Genomic DNA, 18510 nt, shown 5'->3' on the forward strand with positions numbered 1-18510 from the left:
ACAACCGAGGGGAGGGGAGAGTGGGTGAATGGAACCTAATCACGTTAGGAACGGAAGCCGGTCGACGACCGGCACCGGATACCGATAGCCTGGTCGTTCTAAAGCAGCGCTTTCGACCGCGGTGTTCGTTCTCTCACCGATACCGCCGCCCCGAGATCGATGTCAGGTAGCGGGTTTCGTTCGGAACTGTGGGATGAAAACCGGCTCTCGGGGCACCCAATTCGTGTAGGGTTCCATCACCGGTGAGACGATAGCCATCGGTGAGCGAGGGGGCGACAATCTCCTCCGGAACTGATACGTGACCGCCATTGAGGCGAGATACCCGCCTCAATAGTCGCCTCCGATGGTTTCACGACGGTGACCTCCGCTGCGTGTCGTGAAACGAGGTGACTGATTTCTTTAGGACTAGGGGCTTTGCTACTCGGACGGATATCCAGTACCCGATGGAAGAGGAACCGGGACCGACCGATCAGGAGGAAACCCAGATAAGCGAACTCGTGGAGGTAATAGCCAACGAACGTCGTCGATACGTGCTGTACTACCTCCAGAACGAAGAGCGAGCCGAATTCGAAGAGGTACTCGACCAGATCGCAGCCTGGGAAACCAACGCTCCGTCTGAACGCCTGGAAGAACGGAAGAAGAGGGACGTCCGAACCGATCTCTATCACGTTCACCTTCCGAAGCTCGAGGACGCAGGGATAATCGGATACGATCGTCGGCACGGATCCATGTGTTTCCGGTATCCATCGGATTCCATCGAACAGTTTCTCGACTACTGTGCAGCTATCGAATTACCCGAAACGGAGTGCCGATGAACTGTCCCGATACACGAGATATTTCGAGCGGGTCGTCATCACGGGTTCTGAACTCCGTCGAATCGTCTTCGTTCGGTGCGGCCCGTAGAGACGATTCAGGAACAGGGTACGGCGAGGGTCCCACCCAGACAACGTTCGGCGTCGTAATTCTGTGCCACCTGTTAGTAGATGGGACGAATCGCGGGCGTGGCCTCGCACCCCTGGGGATGAACGGACATGAGTAATAAGCACACGGACAACCGACATGAGTGATAGGCGCACGGACAACCGAGACGACCCGAAACTGGAAGAATCCGGCGAGGAAAACGGATCGCGTGGGTTCCATCTGGAAGCGGGAGTGCGTTCGTTTCCTGATCTACTCGGCGGTCTGATCGAGGTGACCGTCACCGATCTACCGGCCCCCTCGGACGAGCCGGTGGACCGAACGGCCGTCGACGAGATACCAGTGGATCTGCAAAGCCAAGACACACGCGAACGCCAGCGGACGAAACGAGTACGGAGGGCCGCACCGGACGACCTTCTGATCGATACTCGGTTCGACGACGACGAGTTCGTCGTCACCGCTGATATTCCGGGAGCGAATACCGACGATCTTTCGGTCGGCATCGATCCGAAAACGAATACGCTCGCTATCGGTCTGGACGAACTCGTCCTCAAGCGGGTTCCCCTCCCCTGGAAATCGGCTGAAGCGACCACGGTTTGGTTTAACAACGGTGTTCTCGAGGTTCGCCTGCGTTCAGACGGGCCCCGAATACAGGGGAAGTAGTATCGAAATTTTATATGCGGTGGCAGATTCATCGATGCGTGGTACGAGTTCCGACAACCACTTCCAGTACGGATTCGCGTATGTAACGAAGAACCACGGTAAGCAGACGAGGCTCGTGAACAGTTGCGCCGAGACTACCCGGCCCGGCCGAGTATACTGTGTAGCAAACAGAGGAGAGCCTGCAGCCCAAGATCCACATATCCCTGTTGACACTTCCAAAGGAGGCGCATCAATGGTAGGCACCAACGCCACAGAAACAAGTACCATCTCCGGCTGACGGTCCCCACCGGGTATGGATCATCGTCCTCGACCACGCCCGGACACGGTGTGAGCAACATCGAACCCGTGTGCGCAAAGAGGAGCGTTCCGGTACCGACGGATCGAGGTGACGGTGTACGCGTCTCTCAGGGCTGGAGGTGCACGGAGTCTCCCGTCTTGATGCTCGCTGGTCGCCGGGAACTCCCTTCTCACCTGTTCTTCGGTCGGTAGTAACCGACCGTCGTCGTCCGCAGCCCGCGCTTCGACCGTGAGCGATTCCGAGGTTGTCGTCCGTTCTCGGAGGGTGCCGTCAGTTACGTGTCCTTGCGATTGCCGGTGTCGGCTTATGTTTATCGGGCGCCCTAGAATCTGCGGTGATTGGGCTAATGGGCGCACGTGTAATAAAACGCCGAACATTACTTCAGTTGTTCGCTATTGGGGCGGTAAGTGCTACAATACCGACAGCACAGGCGAGACAAGGAGAAGATATCTGGACTTTCGAACTCCACCAGAACGATCGATACCTCGAGTTCGATCCAGTACGCGGCGACGAACCGGTCGAGGACCTCTACGGATACGCGTATCCCGTATCCGAGTTCGACGGGGGACTCGGATCGGACGGAGCGTCATACAGCTCAGAGGGAACGGTCGAACTCCAGCGGGACAATACGAGTGTGGTCTTCCTCTACGACGGACCCGACGGGCTGAGCCTCGTCGTCGTGCACGGTCACCTGTTCGGCGACGACGGTGGGGCAGTTTCGTTCACCGTCGACGGACTTCCCGAGGCGGGAGAGTGGATCGTGATGGACGATTACCTGCTCGACGAAGACGGCGACGAGGTTTCAGAGGACTGGTGGACTGTAGACGGCAATCCGCACACCATCGACTGGATGTACGAGTCCGGCGAAACCGACGGCGGCGTCTTCTGGCCGCTCGAGGCGGCGTTCGAGATCGTGCTCGAGCCCGCGTTCAACGACGACGCCTACTTCGCGGAGGAGTGTGACTGTGGTTCGATCGAACGATGGGAGGTACTCTCGGGGGATCTCGCCGATCCAGATCGATACTCGCTACAACTCGACCGAGACGTGACCATCCGGGGAGAGAAGAAGAGGCCGGAAAAGAAGGCGAAGAAACCGGAGAGAACGGAACGTGAGAAGGTGAGAAAGGAGCGGAAGAAGCCGGAAAAGAAGAAACCCGAAAAGAAAGAGAAGAAGAGGCCGGAAAAGAAGGCGAAGAAACCGGAGAGAACGGAACGTGAGAAGGTGAGAAAGGAGCGGAAGAAGCCGGAAAAGAAGAAACCCGAAAAGAAAGAGAAGAAGGTGAAGAAAGAGCGCAAGAAGAAGCCCGAGAAGAAAGAGCGGGAGAAAAAGCGTGGAAAGGAACCTGAGAAGAAGGTGAAGAAAGAGCGCAAGAAGAAGCCCGAGAAGAAAAAGCGTGAAAAGGAACCTGAGAAGGCGAAGAAAGAGCGCAAGAAGCCGGAAAAGAAAGAACGGGAGAAGAAGCCCGAAAAGGAAGAGAGGAAACCTGAGAGAAAGGAGTCAAAGAAAGACGAGACGCCGAAGAACGAGACAGCGAAGAAGGCGACTAACGAGACGAATACACCTTCAGCCGTCTTGTGGTAACTGCCCGATCGCGACCGTTTTCGTCCGTGCATCCGGTATCGGCCCCTGTATCGACAGCGGCATCTGAAACGGGTGCCGAAGGTGGACGGGAGACGGTGATGAGATTGCTAACAGGTCCCCGCCGTCGTTCTGCCGACCTTCCGTATCGACCCTGTAGCAACTACAATCAACTCGAGAGCGTTTATCCTTCGTTGCTATCCGTATCAAAATATTTGAAAAAATCATTAATATTCCCTCAGTGGTGGGGACATGTATGCCTGGTGAGACATGGCAACTCGATCGGCGGACAGTACTTCAAGCAACCGGGGCAACCCTCATCGGAGCGGTCGGATTGGCGGCCGCACAGGAAGAAGAGGTAACGGTAACCGCTCTCTGGTCCGAGGACGAAGAGGAGGACTTCCTGGCAGTTGTCGACCACGTGGAGGAAGAAACCGACCTGCAGATCAATTACGCGTTCCGGGACACCGAAACCCTCCTGACTCAGACCCTGATGGACTTCGAGGCGGGGGCCGCGACCGCGGACATCGTCGTGTTTCCGACGGAGGGGCGGGTCAGGCGAGACGCGGAAGCGGGTCACCTGGAACCGGTCGGCGATCTGTGGAACGAAGACGAGTACACCGCCGATCATGCAACGGTGGAAGTCGGCGGTGAGGTGTACGCCGCCCCCTTCGGCGGTGATATCAAACCCGGGTTCTGGTACCGTCCGTCGTTCTTCGACGAGCACGGCCTCGAGCCGCCGGAGACCTACGACGAGTTCCTGAATCTGCTGGCCGAGATCGACGAGATCGAGGGAGTCGAGGCCCCGCTCGCATCCGGTAACGGCGCCGGCTGGCCCCTTAGCGACGTGACGGAGGCGTTCATCCTTCGACAGGACGACGGCGCGCAGCTTCAGGCGGATCTCATCGACGGCGAGGCTGAGTTCACCGACGACCGCGTCGTCACCGCCTTCGAGGAGATCCAGGAACTGCTGCAGGCGGGCTACTTCAGCGAAGTCCGTGACTTCGGGGTCCAGTATGAGTTCTTCTGGGCGAACGAAACGCCGCTGTACTTCATGGGCTCCTGGACGCCGACGTTCGCCGCGATAGAGGATCCGGAAGATCTGGATTACTTCATGCTTCCGGGGGCGGAGGCGATGGTGACGAGCATCAACTGGTTCACCGTCCCCACCTACGGGGACGACGTCGAGGCTGCAAGAGACGCCGTCGAGGCCATCATTGCACCCGACGCACAACAGGTCTGGACCGAACGCGGGGGCTTCGTCCCGACGGCACTGGACGTCCCGGACGACGCCTACGACCTCGACATCATGCGCGAGATTACCGAAGAAGCCGACGAGGTCGAACTCGTTCCGGACCTCGACGACGCCCTCGGCGACCCGTTCCAGGCGGAGTTCTGGTCGCAGCTACTCGGACTCTGGGCGGAGCCGGACCAGGACGTCGAGGCGATCACCGAATCGCTAAACGACGTGTTACAGGAAACCATCGCGGAGGAAGAGGAGGTCCCGGACCCCGAAAACGACACAGCGGACGCGCCGGACGAAGACGAGCCACCGGAGGACGAGGAACCGGCGGACACCGACGAGGAGGACGAACCGGCGGATACCGAGGAGGAGGACGAGGCCTGACGTGGCCGAAGTGGGCGAGGAGAGCGGCCGACGGGGGCTCCTCGAGTCGCTCGTGATCGTCGGTCAGGAGATTCGCCGGAGCAGCATCAACGCCGTCGCCGTCGACGTCCTGTACGTATTCACGACGGCGTTTTTCGCGTCGCTTCTGGTTCGGGGGCTCTGGCCGGCGGTGATCGCGGCGCTTCCCGTCGCGATCTTGCTCTCGTTCGCCTGGATGTCCTCGAGACTATTTTTCATCACGAACGTCATCGTGATGGGAGCGGCCGTGTGGGCGACGCGGGCGGGGCTGGTGCCGCTGTGATCGTCGGCGGATCGACGAGAGAACGGCGGCTCGGCGAAACGGTTCAGTCCGCGACGGCGGCAACCATTCCCTGCTTGTAGTACCGCTCGAGCAGCAGGAACAGGATCACCGGGACGGCCATGGTTAGTATCGAGCCGGCGGCGATCATCCCCCACTCGACCTGGACGCGTCCGCGCATCAGCGGGAGGACCTGCGGCGCGAGGTAGAGATCGGGCGAGCGCATGAACACCAGCGGGAAGAAGAAGGCGTTCCAGACCCAGGTGAACTGGATCACCGCGACCGAGACCAGCGCGGGCGTCGACAGCGGCAGGATGATCGTCCGGAAGATCTGGTAGCGCGAGGCGCCGTCGATACGAGCGGCCTCCTCGAGTTCCTCCGGAATGCCGAGCAGATAGTTCCGGAGAAAGAGCACGACCCAGCCCAGTCCCCAGCCGATGTGGATCAGTATCAGCCCCATGTACGTGTCGAACAGGCCGAACTCGCGGAGGGCGTTGTAGTTGCCCATCGCCACGAGTTCGGGTGGCGCGGCCATCACCAGCAAGATCAGGAAGAAGAGCGTCGACTTCAGCGGGAACTCAAAGCGCGCGAACGGGTAGGCCGCCATCACGCCCAGCAGCATCACGACGAGTACGGCGGGTATCGTGACGATGAACGTGTTGAGCAGCGCCTGGCCCAGCGGAGCGGTGCTGTAGTTCCATGCCTGGTAGTAGTTCTCGAGCGTGAGCGTCATTCCCTCTACGTGCCACCAGCCGCCGATGATCTCCGAGAGCGGCCGGACCGACGCCATGAACAGGCCGATGAAGGGAACGATCCAGAGAACAGCAACGGTGATCGCGACGACGTAGGTGAGCGCTCGTCGCTTCGTGGGAACGGCCTCCTCGAGCCGTGCTCGCCAGGTTCGTTCCGGCGCCGGTGCCCGCTCGGGGATCTCCTCGAGCCGCAGATAGCGGTCGTCCCGGCTCGCCGTCTCGACTCCGCCGTCGGTGCCAGTCGTTTCGTGTGTGTCGGTATCGGTCATCTCTATCAGTCCATCCGAGCGATGTATAACGCGAGCGGGGCGACGATGAACAGCTGGATCAGCGCCACGACCATCGCCATCCCGTAGTCGATCTGTGGCCGGAACGCGGCCCGGTACACCTCGATGCCCAGCACGGAGTAGGCGTGGTTCGGCCCGCCCGCAGCGCCGCCGGCCGCGTAGACGATGTCGAACATCCGCATCACCCAGATGATGCCCATGATGACGACGACGGCGGTGACGGGTTTGACCAGCGGCCAGACGATGTCCCAGAACCGCCGCCACGCGTTGGCGCCGTCGACTTTGGCCGATTCGATCAGCGAGGGGTCGATCGCCGACAGCGCGGAGCTGTACAGCAACATGCTGAAGCCGGTGTGAACCCAGATCCCGCCCGCGATGAGCGCATAGATCGCTACCTGTGGCGACTGCGTCCAGTTTCGGACCCACTGTTCCTGCCCGAGCACTCGGAGCAGTTCGTTGAAGATCCCGGCCTGGGGATCGTAGACGAACATGAGAACGAGTCCGATAACGATCGGCGGGACGGTGAACCCCGCAAACACCATCGAACGGAGAATTCGCCGTCCCTTCAGGTCAGCGAACAACAGCGCCAGTGCGAGGCCGAGCAGCGTGCTCACAGGAACGTGAATCACGACCCAGAGAAGATTGTGCGTGAGCGCCCCCATCGGATATCGCAACTCCTGCATGTTCGACCAGTGGATGATTAGGGGGTTAGTGAGCGACCGAACCCAGTTATCCAGGCCGACGAAGTTTTCTATCGTGAACGTATCCCAGGAGTAGAAGCTCCCGACCGCCGAGTAGACGATCGGCGCGACGGAGAATATCGTAAAGAGGGTCAACCCCGGGACCAGGAACACCGCCAGCGCGATCGCCTTATCACGATCCACATCCAGGTCGACGCTCAGGTCGCGGTCGGTTGCGAACGCGTCGACGTGATCTCGTAAGCTCATGGTCGATGTCAGCCCACCAACTCGCCGCTGTCGTCGTACAGGTAGGCGTCACCGTCGTCGAACGTCAGGTAGACGGTATCCCCCCGACCGACAGTCGCCTCAGGCATCTTCGCGTTCACGATCTGATCGTTGACGACGACGTTGACGAGGTCGTACTCGCCGAGCGGTTCGATGGTGTCGACGGTTCCCCGGATCGTGTTCTGCGACGACGGAGGTGTCGTAGAGACGGTCAGGTTCTCCGGGCGGACGCCGAGTGCAACCTCGCCGCGTACGTCCGTCGTCGGAGCACTGGCCGCACTCGAGTCGTTTCCGCCGCCTGCTTCGACGGCGGCTCGTAGCTCGCCCAGTTCGACGGTCCCCGCCTCGCCGAGGTCGATCGATCCGTTTCGCCGGGTTCCCCGGAACAGGTTCATCGGCGGCGAGCCGATGAACCGGGCGACCCACGCCGTCCGGGGGCGGTCGTACAGCTCCTTCGGCGGCGCGACCTGCTGGATCGTCCCCCGGTTCATGACCGCCACCCTGTCGGCCATCCCCATCGCCTCCTCCTGGTTGTGCGTGACGTAGATCGCCGTGATATCGAGTTCGTTCTGGAGGCGTTTCAGCTCGATCCGCATCTCCTGGCGGAGTTTGGCGTCGAGGTTCGACAGCGGCTCGTCGAGGAGGAACACCGACGGCTCTCTGACGATCGCGCGCGCGAGCGCGACCCGCTGGCGCTGGCCGCCGCTCAACGCCCCGGGCTTCTTGTCCACCTGGTCTTCGATATGCAGGAGCTCCGTGACCTCCTCGACCCGTTTGTCCCGGTCGTCGGGTGGCATTCCCCGAACTTTCAGCGGGTAGCCGATGTTCTCTGCGACGGTCATATGAGGGTACAGCGCGTAGTTCTGGAACACCATCGCCACGTTCCGAGCGCTCGGCGAGCGGCCGTCGACGCGCTCGTCGTCGAAGTAGATGGCACCCTCCGAGGGCTGCTCGAGGCCCGCGATCATCCGCAGCGCCGTCGTCTTGCCACAGCCCGAGGGTCCGAGGAAGACGAGGAACTCCCCGTCTTCGACCTCCAGATTGACGCGATAGTTCGCGACAGTCTCCCCGCCGTCGAAATACTTACTGACGTTTTGTAACGAAACGTGCGTCATCTACCGTTATATATGGGCGGTGATGCACATTAATCCATCCGCGTGTAGTGTTTTCTCTGAATATTCTGGACGAAAGACAGTGTGTCCTGTTGATGTCAGCGTCGCCGGCTCTCGGCCGCCAGGGAAGGCGACAGTGACATCGGTGGACTGTGCAATCCGAACAGTTTCCTACCCAACCCCCGTGTCGAATCGCATGCCCACGTACGCCACCGTTCGCCGCTGGCTGATAAACGGTGTCGCGATTACGATCCCGCTCGTCGTGACGATCGCGGTTCTCAGCTTCGTGCTCAACTTTATCCTGAACATCCTGGCACCGGTCGTCCTCGCGGCGGCCTATCTCTGGCCGAACGAACCGCCACGGGCGGTACTCCAGCTAGCGACGCTGCTCTCGCTCGTCGGCACGATTATTCTCGTCGGGGTTGTGGCCGATTTCACCTCCGGCGAGCGATTCTCTCGAGCCGTCCACAACGCCATGGAGTCGATTCCGGGCGTCAGCACCATCTACGCGACCGTCCGAAGGGCGAGCGATATGCTCGTCGACGACGACACCGAGCAGTTCCAAGAGGTGAAAATCGTCGAATTTCCCCACGACGACGCCTACATGCTCGGGTTTCTGACGGCAGATACGCCCGAGACCATCGAAACCGCGATCGACGGCCAGGAGATGCAGACGGTCATGGTGCCGCTGGGACCGAACCCGACGACGAACGGGTTCGTGATGCACGTCCCGGTAGAGAACGTCCACGACGTGGATTTCACCGTCGAGGAAGCCGTTCGTTCGATCGCCACCCTCGGCGTCGCGACCGACGAGACGAGGGAGGATTGACCACCAGAGATATATACTATTTCGTAGTTACGTCCCGACAGAGATTTCCGCCGCCCCAAACGGTTTAACCGATGTAATTATATCTAATTACACAGCGATGCCCCAGAACTTTCCCGACTACGTCGACGTCGACTACTCAGACGGTGAAGGCGAAGACCCCGAAGATTATCCACACATCAACGACAAGATCGAGAAGGCGATCGAGGTAACCCGCCAGGGCTTAGAGCAGTACGAAAACCCCGCGGTGATGTGGACCGGCGGGAAGGACTCGACGCTCGTGCTCTACTTCGTCAAGGAAGTTGCCGAGCGCTACGATCTCGAGGTACCACCGGCGATCTTCATCGACCACTACCAGCACTTCGACGAGATCCACGAGTTCGTCGACAACTGGGCCGAGAAGTGGGACCTCGAGGTCTACTACGCCCGCAACGAGGACATCGGCGAGTACGTCGAGGCAAACGACCTCACGCCCGGCGACGACATCGACATCTCCGAACTCTCGGAGCACAATCAACACCACGTCGAGAACATCCTCGAGTATGAGGAGGACACCTTCCCGTTCCTGCTCGACACCTACGCCGGCAACCACCTGCTGAAGACCGTCGCGCTCAACGACGCCCTCGAGGAGCACGACGTCGACGGCATCCTCTCGGGGGTCCGCTGGGACGAACAGGAGGCCCGCGCCGACGAGACGTTCTTCTCGCCGCGCCACGACCCCGACATCTACCCGCCCCACGACCGCGTCCAGCCCATCCTCCACTTCGACGAGGCCGCCGTCTGGGAGGCGTTCTGGAACTTCGTCGTGCCCGATACCGTCGCCGAGTTCCCCGACGAGGGCTACGTTCCCGAGAGTTCCGAGGACCTGCCGGACGATCTTGAGCCCGCCGACACCCCGGTCTCGCCGAAGTACTGGGAAGGCTTTCGCTCGCTGGGCAGCGAGATCAGCACCGAGAAGACGGTCGACGATCCGGCCTGGCTGCAGGACCTCGAGGGGACGACCGAGCGCGCGGGCCGCGCCCAGGACAAGGAGGACCTGATGGAGCGCCTGCGCGATCTGGGCTACATGTAACGGCTGCAGAAACGAGTTGAGCCGCGTTCGTTTTTCGAGGTCGCCGCCTTCGAGCGGCGGCGTTACTGGGACGGCCGGACGAGGTTCGCGAGCCCCACGAGCACGCCGAAAAACCAGCCAAGCGGGAACGAGACGCCGACCCACATCACCGCGTAGGCCGCGCCCACAAGTTCGTAGTTCGCCCGGAGGTACTCGTTCGCGCCGCCGACGACCAACACGGTGTCGAGCAGCCAGACGGCGAAGGCGTAGCTCGGCTCGAGGACGTAGCCCTCGAGGGAGGGCGTCACGAGCGCGGCGACGACCGGCGGCAGGAACAGCGCGGTCATCGCGAAGGGGTAGGCGAGCAGGGTGGACGTTCCGCGGCCGCCGACCTTCGAGAAGCCGGCCGCGAGCGCCGTCGAGACCGTCGCGACCGCGCTCGCCGCCGCGATCGCCAGGAAGGCGTCGTACGGCAACTGGAGATGGGCGAGTGCCGTCAGCGCTCCCCAGACGACGAGCGCGAGGCCGGTCACGCCAGCCACGCCGATGCGCGTGATGGTCGTGTCGAGTTTGACGGCGTAGAACCTGGTCGCGAGGCCCAGAACGGTCAGCGGGTAGAGCAAGAGCAGCCCGACCGCGCCGAGGGCGCTCCAGCCGTGATACCCCACCTTCTGCGGTGTCGATTCGGGTTTCCACTTGCCCATGACGGAGTGGCCACGGCCGCGCTGGCGAGGAAAGACGAGTTCCATCCACGCTCCGTGCAGCCGCTGTATGTCGACTTTCACCGCGCCGACGACGCCACCCCCGCCACGAGTGCGCGTGCGGGTAGCCATACTCAGTCAGAAATACTGGTTCACCGTAAACTTTCCTGCTAAAACGTCCTATTTTTATATACGTATGGTGCTCGACAACGAGTCTTGGCTGTGGCCTCGAGTTCGACTCTCAGATGGCGAGGTGACAGCGACGACGGCAGGTCCCGCTCGGCCTCGTGTCGTTGTCGGTGGGTGAAGGCGGCATTTCAGTCTCCAAATGTGACATATGTGTGGTCACCGTACTGTCACGCATGGATCGCCGAGCCCTCCTCGCGACGACCGCCTCGGCCGTTGGCCTCTCGCTAAGTGGCTGCCTGTCGCGTCGCGCCCAGCCGAAAGACCACGCGGCGATACCGGACCCGCTCACCGCCGAGACGGCCCGCGAGTTCGCCGAGGCGTACGCGGCGGCCGAACTCCACAACGCGGCGCTCTCCGATCGGACGACGGAGATCAGTATCGGCTGTGACGGCGTCCACCTCCGGGAGATGGACGACGGGTTTTACGCGCTGGCGAACTGCGGCGGCAGTAAGCGCGTTCGCGAGGGGTTCACGTCGGAGGCCGTTGGCGAGATAGACGTCCACCTCTTTCCGTTGTTCGTCGACGAACGGCGGGTCGTCACCATCGATCGGGCGCGGATCGAGTCTCGAGACCCACCGCGGAACCGCGGCGAACCGGGCTACGGGTTTCGGGTGCTGAATTTTGCAGCCGAAGAGTACAACGTGACGGCGACGGTTTCCGCGCCGGATGGACCGGTTTTCGAGGACTCGTACGCACTCGAGGACGTCGCCGGCGCTCGTCACGATACTGCCGTCGGGGAACCGGGCACGTACGAGTTCGAGATCGTGCTCGACGGAACGCGGTCGGAACGATACGAGTGGGAGTACACGGACCGCGACGAACGAACGGTCCTCGTCGCCTGCGTCTCCCCGAGCGGAAGCCTGCTCCTCGACGAATTGTCGGACCGGTAGCTCAGTTCCAGGGGCCGAACGCGGGGTCGACCTCGCGGCTCGTCGCGTCGATGGCATCGATGGCGTTGACGTCCTCCTGGTCCAGTTCGAGCGCCAGCGATTTCCAGTTGTCCTCGATGTGCTCCCGGCCGGTGGCTTTCGGAATCGCGGTGACGCCCTTCTCGCGCAGCCAGGCCAGGCTGACCTGGACCTCGCTGACGCCGTGTTTGCGGGCGATCTCCTGCATCTCGGGCTGGTCGAACACCGCGCCGCGGGCCAGCGGCGAGTAGGCGACGACCTCGATGTCGTAGTTGGCACACGCCTCGCGGATGTGATCCTGCGAGAGCATCGGGTGGAGTTCGACCTGGTTCGCGAAGATCGGTGCGTCGAGGGTTCCCGCGGCGACCTCGAGATCCTCCGGCTCGAAGTTGCTGACGCCGACGTTGCGGATCAGCCCGTCGTCGTACAGTTCGTCGAACGCCGCGAGGGTGTCCTCGGGGTCGTACGCCTCGGCGGGCCAGTGGACGTACAGCAGGTCGAGGTAGTCGACGCCGAGGCGCTCGAGGCTCTCGCGGACGGTCTCGAGGACGTCGTCGTAGGCGAGGTTCGACTTCCAGACCTTCGTCGCGAGGAAGACGTCCTCCCGGTCGACGTCGGCGGCGGCGATCCCCTCGCCGACCAGGTCCTCGTTGTCGTAGGCCTGGGCGGTGTCGATGTGCCGATAGCCGGTCTCGAGAGCGGTCGTAATGCTCTCGACGCACTGCTCGGCGTCGGTGTTCTGCCAGGTGCCGAGGCCGAGCATCGGCATGCCGTTCGCGGTCGGACAGTAGTCTGCGGATAGCTCCTCCAGAGAGACCATATCCGAACGGTGGACGACCAGCGGAAAATCGGTTCGGGTTGCGGATACCAGGTCCGGATCGCCGCCCGTCTTGCCGTCGTCGTCTCTCACCGTGACGATCAGGAGGGACACTGACTTCGCTTCGGGGTAGACTGAGGCGATTACGGACGATCCTCGGCCGCCACCTCAAGGAGCGACCGAACGTCCGTTTCGTCGAACCGTGGCGCCGTCTCGATGAGTTCTCGTTCGGGGTCGTAGACGATGAGTCCGGCGTCACACAGCCGGGGCAGATCCGAGTGGTGTAACAGGACGCGACAGCGCTCGAGATCGTCCTCCGAGATCTCCGTCGGTGGCCGTCCGCGTTCCTCGGCGGCGATCACGGCGGCGAGCGTGGTGACCGTCCGGGGCCATCGGGGGAAGCGAGACAGGACAGTAGCGTTCGCCGTCGTGGTGCCGAGAGCAACCGGAACAACGTCTCCTCACACACCGGGTACGCGTCGCTGCTCATGGGGCGGAAATGGGGCGAAATTCGGTCCCACCGCACCGACAGCGGTTTCGCTGACCGATGAGGTGCACAGACCCGTCGTCGAACTGCCGTGCAGTATGGATCTTCGAACAGACAGTACACCGGGCTGCAATTTTCGGTTGGTTTTGAAACTCGCTCATGGTCTGTCGTTTTTGAATCCGCAACTTTGTCGCTTACTACGCGACACAGTCGGATGGAATTTGCTCGAACGAGGGCAGGCGAGGCTGCGTTTTCAACAGCGATTCACCCCGATCGGTGTGGACTTCCGCAATGGAGCCACGGGAGACGTTCTAAGGCGGGTCGGATCGCCACTCGCGAGTTCACTCGAGGGCGTTTTCCGCGCCGAAGTGGTCGAACGGCTGGACGTGTGTCGTCTTGATCACGTTGACCGAGTCGATTGCGAGACCGAGGTCGGTGATCCCGCCGGTGACTCGATCGATCGCTTCCGAATCGGTGCCGACGGCTTCGATGTGAAGGTTGTGCGTTCCGGTGAGCATCTCACGAACCGTCACGACGCCCTCGATTCCCAGCGTGGCCTCGGTGAGCTCCGACCGCTTCGCGACGGGTGCCTGGCACACGATCAGAATGTGGAGCTGATACTGTGCCTGTTCGTAGTCGATCTCCGGCTGATAGCCCCGAATCACGCCCGCGTTTTCGAGCCGGGAGATCCGGTTTCTGACGGTACTCGCCGAGACGCCGACCCGCTTGCCCATCGCTGCCGCGGTCGCTTCTCGGGCGTCCTCCTGGAGAATGTGCAAGATACCGCGGTCCACCTCGTCCAGTTCGATCATAGCAGTTCACACGCTCGCCACCCGAATGAACACTGGGGGCAGTCCGCTCTCCTGTATTCCGACCGCCTCAGTCGTGGCGACGTATCGTTGAAACCGACAGTCAAACACGTTTGATCTATGTGATTCGAAACCGATTTCGGCCCCGGTTAGTTTTTATACTGGGGCATGTTACCGGCAACTGGACGATTGAACAACAGAGTATCGCAATGCAAACGGAACGTCCTTCCTCCCACGAGCGCACCGAGCTTCAGTACGACCAGACCAACGACCGATACGTCTTCCACTACGACGCCGACGGCAGTGCAACGATAACCGCGACGATCGTTCACGCGCTGGCATCGATCACCGAGGTCGACGTCTCGCAGGGAGAGTTCTCCCTGTACGACAGCATCGATCCGGACGCCCTCGAGCGACTGTTCCGCTCGAAGGCGGACGGTTCGGAACGAACGGGTGGCCACGTCGCGTTCACTGCCCTCGAGTGTGCGGTGTACGTCTACGCCACCGGAGAGATCCTCATCTACCCGCCGGGCGAACGCCCGGACCCGGGCCGACCTCGAACACAGTAGGCCCGGCCGCGGAGCCACGACGGACAGCTATTTTTCGTCCGACGTAGACGGGATAGTCATGGCAGTGATCGGCTTTCTGAGCACGGCGCCCGTAACCGAAGAGAGCATGGCGAGTGAGGTCGCGAAGGCCGTCGACGCGCTGGAGGCGTACGACGTGAGCTACGAGACGACGCCGATGGGAACAACGATCGAGGCCGAGGAGATCGGCGAACTGTTCGCCGCGGCCCAGGCCGCCCACGAGGCCGTCGACGGCGACCGGGTGAGCACGCTGTTGAAGATCGACGACAAGCGAGCGAGCGACGGCTCCGCCCGGGAAAAAGTCGAGTCGGTCGAGAGCCACCTCGGGCGGGAAGCCAGAAACCGCGACTAACCGACGGCGGTCCGCCGGCCGCGGTCCTCCGAACGCCTGCGGGCGAAACGACAACGTTCAACAGTCCGGATCCGGTAGCCACTGCCATGGAACAGACGACACTCGAGGTAACCGGAATGGCCTGTGGCGGCTGCGAGGAGAACGTGACCGAGACGCTCGAGGCGCTCGAGGGCGTCTCGTCGGTAACGGCGAGCCACGCGGACGATCAGGTTCGGGTCGAACACGACGAGGCCCGCGTCGACACCGACACGCTGAGCGGTGCCATCGAGGACGCTGGCTACGAGGTTGTGGCCTGAACGGAACCGCCGCGCGAAACTGACAAACTGTTTTAGGCGGGCGGGCGAACCCTGCGGTATGGAGAGCCTAAACCGGATGGCGATCGAGCTGGTCGACGAGGCCCTCGAGTACGCCGAGGAGCTGAACATCGGGGCGTACGAACTCACGAACGAGGCGACTGTCATCGATTTCGGCCTCGAGTTCGACGGAGGGATCGAAGCCGGGCTGTTGCTCACGGAGATCCAGACGGCAGGGATGGCGACGCCGGGTCGCGACCTTGCCGAGATCGGTGGCGCGCCGATCCCGCACGTCGAGCTGTCGACCGATCAGCCGGCGCTCGCGCTACTGTGCTCCCAGAAGGCGAGCTGGGAGCTTACGACCGCGGATTTCGACGGACTGGGGAGCGGTCCCGCCCGCGCGCTCGTCGCCGAGGAGACGGAGTTCCGTCAGGTCGGCTACACAGACGCCTTCGACCTGACGGCGCTGGCCGTCGAGAGCGACAGCGAGCCGACGCCCGCAGCCGCCGACCAGGTCGCGGAGCTAGCGGAGGTCGACCCCAACGGCGTCTTCCTCCTCGCGTTTCCCACCGCGAGCGTCGCCGGCAGCGTGAGCAACGCCGCCCGCGTGGCCGAACTCGCGACGTTCCGGCTCACCGAACTCGGCTACGACCCGATCGACATCGTCTCGGCGACCGGGAGAGCGCCGGTGGCGCCCGTTGCCGGCGACGAGGAAACCGCTATCGGACGCACGAACGACGCCCTCGCCTACGGCGGGACGGCCCACCTGGTGGTTCGCGAGGACTTCGAGGCGTTCGAGTCGGTGCCGTCGACGGCCGCCGACGAGCACGGGCGCCCGCTCGCCGACGTGTTCGACGACCTCGAGTGGGACTTCGCGGAGCTTCCGGCGGATCTGTTCGGTCCGGCGAAGGTAACCATCGACGTTCTCGGGGGTCCCACCTACGTCTACGGCGAGACGAGCGAGGACGTCCTCGTCGAGTCGTTCGGCCTGTAGCCGTGCGATTCAAACTCGTTCCCGATCCCCCCGCCGACCTCGCGTTCGTCGCCGAGGTCCAGGACGCGGTGCCGCTCGTCCCCGGCGACGAGGACGACTGCTGTGCCCGGATCATGCGCCGCACCGACGTTTCGCCGCGCGACGAGGCCCGGACCTGGCTCACCTTCCTGCGCGCGCTCGAGCTCGCGACGGAGGGGCCATCGGGCTTTACTCGGGTCCGACAGGACCCGGAGCCGGAGACCCTCAAACGGGCGTTTCGCGAACGCGTCTACGGCGCCGACGCGGTGCTCGAGATCCTCGCCGACGCCGACGAACCGCTCGAGACGGCGACCGTCTTCGAGCGCTTCCGCGAGGAGATTCCCCAGTACGAGCGCCGGAAGTACGGCGCTCGACTCGAGGACGTCTGGCGCGAACGGGTTCGCAGGCTGCTCGAGTGGGCCGTCCTGTTCGACCTCGCCGACCGCGTCGACGGACGGTATCGGCGAGCGTAAGGGTATCGCGGTTAGGCACCCGGTCGGCGCACGGAGCGCACTACCGAAGGTGGACTGCTTGGTCCAAAAAAGACGGCATGATGCCCGAAGCCGCGTTCTATGCGCAGGTGTGACACAGGCCGCGACCGCCGTACGTACACGTGCTCACTTTCTGATCGTGGACCGTGTGGTTGTCGTCGAACTGCTCGTCGTAGGCGTCCTTTTCAACTCCGTCAGTCGTGTCGAGTGCTATCGACATACACGGCAAATGACGGCGCTACAATATATTACTTTTGCTAATTACCATATGCTTTGGGCGGGTACGGAGCGATAAATATCGTACTACCAGTTATTTTGAGTGGTTTCGTTTCGATTTTCGACCGGCGACCGCGGCTACTCTCGGTGGTGGCGTGTCGTAACGATTTACGTATCGGGAACTCCGATATCCCTCGAAACGATGACCGCTTCGATCGATACCGTCCTGTTCGACCTCGATGGCACTCTCTGTGACTACCGTCGTGATGCGACGACGGTGCTCGAGGCCGCATTCGACCGCGCCGACGTTTCGCCGGTGTTCACCGCTCGCGAGTACTACGCCCGCTACGACGACTACCTCGAGCCGAGCGCCGACATTCACGACCTTCGGGTGCGGTGTTTCGGCGATCTTGCCGTCGATGCGGGTCACGATCGGGAGCTCGGTCAGCGCGTCGCCGAGGCGTTCAGCGAGGTTCGGGACCAGCGGGCGGTCGAACACCTGCCGGGCGCCCGCGAGGCCGTCGACGCGGTCGGCGAGGATGATCGGTACCGACTCGGGCTCGTGACCAACGGCGACCCCGTGATGCAACGCGAGAAACTCGAGGCGGCCGGCCTCGAGAACGCGTTCGAAACGGTCGTCTGCGCCGGTTACGAAACCGCCGCAAAGCCGGATCCGGAGCCGTTCGAGGTGGCTCTCGAGGCCCTCGAGTCGACGCCGGACCGGGCCGTCTACGTGGGGAACTCGCTCACGAGTGACGTCGCCGGCGCGCGGGCAGCGGGGGTCCAGTCGGTGTGGGTGCCCGACGACGGGGTCGTCCCCGACCGGCCCGATCCGGAACCGGACTACGTTCTCGAGTCGCTGACGGCGTTCGAGACGTTAACCTGGTACTGAACGCTCTTTTACCGAGACGCGGTACAGAAAAATCGGTGGCTCTGGTGGGATCAGTCGCAGGTGAGACACGGGCTGCCGCCGGCGGTACAGGTGCTTACCTTCTGGTCACGGACCCTGTGGTTGTCGGCGAACTGGTTGTCGTACGCGTCCTTTTCAACTCCGTCTGCCGTGTCGAGTGCTATCGACATACAATCCTGTTTACACCATCTAAATATATATCTTTTGGCAACATCCATAGGTTATTGTTATAATGGTGTTGTCCCACACCAGTACCAATGGGCTGGACAGTGTCGAACATTCGCCCGAGGCGCGCCGAGATCACGACACAGAACGCATTCGGAACCGGCCGGGTCGGTGCCCGTCGGTCGGATGGGGGTGAA

At 62.3% G+C, this 18510-nt stretch carries 23 protein-coding genes; 14 read left to right on the forward strand and 9 right to left on the reverse strand.

Annotated features, from left to right (window positions below; all coding sequences use genetic code 11):
- Positions 1-386: 386 nt before the first annotated feature.
- The 5 genes from AC6I6S_RS02260 to AC6I6S_RS02280 all read left to right on the forward strand — a co-directional run bounded on the left by AC6I6S_RS02260 (position 387) and on the right by AC6I6S_RS02280 (position 5386).
- Positions 387-815, forward strand: coding sequence for a DUF7344 domain-containing protein (locus AC6I6S_RS02260; protein WP_497948102.1), 429 nt, complete (start codon positions 387-389; stop codon positions 813-815).
- A gap of 244 nt (positions 816-1059) precedes the next feature.
- On the forward strand, positions 1060-1581 hold the full coding sequence (gene gvpH / locus AC6I6S_RS02265; RefSeq protein WP_497948103.1) for a gas vesicle protein GvpH: 522 nt from the start codon (positions 1060-1062) through the stop codon (positions 1579-1581).
- A 632-nt stretch (positions 1582-2213) separates the two neighbouring features.
- Entirely contained in the window at positions 2214-3461 is a 1248-nt protein-coding gene (locus AC6I6S_RS02270) for a hypothetical protein (protein ID WP_497948104.1), read from the forward strand.
- A gap of 253 nt (positions 3462-3714) precedes the next feature.
- A complete protein-coding gene (locus tag AC6I6S_RS02275; RefSeq protein ID WP_497948106.1) occupies positions 3715-5085 on the forward strand; it encodes an ABC transporter substrate-binding protein in 1371 nt (456 codons plus the stop codon).
- Position 5086: 1 nt separating this feature from the next.
- Complete coding sequence (locus AC6I6S_RS02280) at positions 5087-5386, forward strand: hypothetical protein (RefSeq protein ID WP_497948107.1); 300 nt, start codon at positions 5087-5089, stop codon at positions 5384-5386.
- Positions 5387-5429: 43 nt separating this feature from the next.
- On the opposite strand, the gene AC6I6S_RS02285 is transcribed toward AC6I6S_RS02280, so the two are convergent.
- Genes AC6I6S_RS02285 through AC6I6S_RS02295 form a run of 3 tightly spaced genes read right to left on the reverse strand, consistent with a single transcriptional unit; the run spans position 5430 to position 8502 of the window.
- Positions 5430-6404, reverse strand: coding sequence for a carbohydrate ABC transporter permease (locus AC6I6S_RS02285; RefSeq protein ID WP_497948108.1), 975 nt, complete (start codon positions 6402-6404; stop codon positions 5430-5432).
- Positions 6405-6409: 5 nt separating this feature from the next.
- Entirely contained in the window at positions 6410-7369 is a 960-nt protein-coding gene (locus tag AC6I6S_RS02290) for a carbohydrate ABC transporter permease (RefSeq protein WP_497948109.1), read from the reverse strand.
- A gap of 8 nt (positions 7370-7377) precedes the next feature.
- Positions 7378-8502, reverse strand: coding sequence for an ABC transporter ATP-binding protein (locus tag AC6I6S_RS02295; RefSeq protein ID WP_497948110.1), 1125 nt, complete (start codon positions 8500-8502; stop codon positions 7378-7380).
- Between the two features lie 193 nt (positions 8503-8695).
- Here AC6I6S_RS02295 and AC6I6S_RS02300 point away from each other — a divergent pair, with 193 nt between their 5' ends.
- Together AC6I6S_RS02300 and AC6I6S_RS02305 are read left to right on the forward strand one after the other, a co-directional pair.
- Complete coding sequence (locus AC6I6S_RS02300) at positions 8696-9328, forward strand: DUF502 domain-containing protein (RefSeq protein ID WP_497948111.1); 633 nt, start codon at positions 8696-8698, stop codon at positions 9326-9328.
- 97 nt (positions 9329-9425) lie between these two features.
- On the forward strand, positions 9426-10397 hold the full coding sequence (locus tag AC6I6S_RS02305; protein WP_497948112.1) for a phosphoadenosine phosphosulfate reductase family protein: 972 nt from the start codon (positions 9426-9428) through the stop codon (positions 10395-10397).
- 62 nt (positions 10398-10459) lie between these two features.
- Here the strand turns inward: AC6I6S_RS02305 and AC6I6S_RS02310 are convergent, their stop codons facing one another.
- The gene (locus AC6I6S_RS02310) at positions 10460-11209 is read right to left on the reverse strand and encodes a hypothetical protein (RefSeq protein WP_497948114.1); all 750 of its coding nucleotides are present in this window, start codon (positions 11207-11209) and stop codon (positions 10460-10462) included.
- Between the two features lie 230 nt (positions 11210-11439).
- Here AC6I6S_RS02310 and AC6I6S_RS02315 point away from each other — a divergent pair, with 230 nt between their 5' ends.
- Positions 11440-12156, forward strand: a complete 717-nt coding sequence (locus AC6I6S_RS02315) for an Ig-like domain-containing protein (RefSeq protein ID WP_497948115.1) — start codon at positions 11440-11442, stop codon at positions 12154-12156.
- Between the two features lies 1 nt (position 12157).
- Here the strand turns inward: AC6I6S_RS02315 and AC6I6S_RS02320 are convergent, their stop codons facing one another.
- The 3 genes from AC6I6S_RS02320 to AC6I6S_RS02330 all read right to left on the reverse strand — a co-directional run bounded on the left by AC6I6S_RS02320 (position 12158) and on the right by AC6I6S_RS02330 (position 14290).
- Positions 12158-12994 (reverse strand): aldo/keto reductase, encoded by an 837-nt coding sequence (locus AC6I6S_RS02320; RefSeq protein WP_497949287.1) that lies wholly within the window; start codon positions 12992-12994, stop codon positions 12158-12160.
- A gap of 140 nt (positions 12995-13134) precedes the next feature.
- Entirely contained in the window at positions 13135-13401 is a 267-nt protein-coding gene (locus AC6I6S_RS02325) for a DUF7344 domain-containing protein (protein ID WP_497949288.1), read from the reverse strand.
- 418 nt (positions 13402-13819) lie between these two features.
- Positions 13820-14290 carry an Lrp/AsnC family transcriptional regulator gene (locus AC6I6S_RS02330; RefSeq protein ID WP_497948116.1) on the reverse strand — a complete coding sequence of 157 codons (471 nt, stop codon included), beginning with the start codon at positions 14288-14290 and terminating at the stop codon, positions 13820-13822.
- A 206-nt stretch (positions 14291-14496) separates the two neighbouring features.
- On the opposite strand from AC6I6S_RS02330, the gene AC6I6S_RS02335 reads away from it, so the two are divergent.
- The 5 genes from AC6I6S_RS02335 to AC6I6S_RS02355 all read left to right on the forward strand — a co-directional run bounded on the left by AC6I6S_RS02335 (position 14497) and on the right by AC6I6S_RS02355 (position 17004).
- The gene (locus AC6I6S_RS02335) at positions 14497-14856 is read left to right on the forward strand and encodes a HalOD1 output domain-containing protein (RefSeq protein WP_497948117.1); all 360 of its coding nucleotides are present in this window, start codon (positions 14497-14499) and stop codon (positions 14854-14856) included.
- 58 nt (positions 14857-14914) lie between these two features.
- On the forward strand, positions 14915-15226 hold the full coding sequence (locus tag AC6I6S_RS02340) for an MTH1187 family thiamine-binding protein (RefSeq protein WP_497948118.1): 312 nt from the start codon (positions 14915-14917) through the stop codon (positions 15224-15226).
- Between the two features lie 86 nt (positions 15227-15312).
- On the forward strand, positions 15313-15522 hold the full coding sequence (locus AC6I6S_RS02345; RefSeq protein ID WP_497948119.1) for a heavy-metal-associated domain-containing protein: 210 nt from the start codon (positions 15313-15315) through the stop codon (positions 15520-15522).
- A gap of 58 nt (positions 15523-15580) precedes the next feature.
- Entirely contained in the window at positions 15581-16513 is a 933-nt protein-coding gene (gene mch / locus AC6I6S_RS02350; protein ID WP_497948120.1) for a methenyltetrahydromethanopterin cyclohydrolase, read from the forward strand.
- Positions 16514-16515: 2 nt separating this feature from the next.
- On the forward strand, positions 16516-17004 hold the full coding sequence (locus tag AC6I6S_RS02355; protein WP_497948121.1) for a double winged helix-containing putative transcriptional regulator: 489 nt from the start codon (positions 16516-16518) through the stop codon (positions 17002-17004).
- Between the two features lie 97 nt (positions 17005-17101).
- Here AC6I6S_RS02355 and AC6I6S_RS02360 read toward each other — a convergent pair whose 3' ends face one another.
- On the reverse strand, positions 17102-17242 hold the full coding sequence (locus AC6I6S_RS02360; RefSeq protein WP_497948122.1) for a hypothetical protein: 141 nt from the start codon (positions 17240-17242) through the stop codon (positions 17102-17104).
- A gap of 198 nt (positions 17243-17440) precedes the next feature.
- Here AC6I6S_RS02360 and AC6I6S_RS02365 point away from each other — a divergent pair, with 198 nt between their 5' ends.
- Complete coding sequence (locus AC6I6S_RS02365) at positions 17441-18130, forward strand: HAD family hydrolase (protein WP_497948123.1); 690 nt, start codon at positions 17441-17443, stop codon at positions 18128-18130.
- 50 nt (positions 18131-18180) lie between these two features.
- Here AC6I6S_RS02365 and AC6I6S_RS02370 read toward each other — a convergent pair whose 3' ends face one another.
- Positions 18181-18318, reverse strand: coding sequence for a hypothetical protein (locus AC6I6S_RS02370; RefSeq protein WP_497948124.1), 138 nt, complete (start codon positions 18316-18318; stop codon positions 18181-18183).
- Positions 18319-18510 lie beyond the last annotated feature (192 nt).

The organism is Natrononativus sp. DTA114, assembly GCF_059736515.1.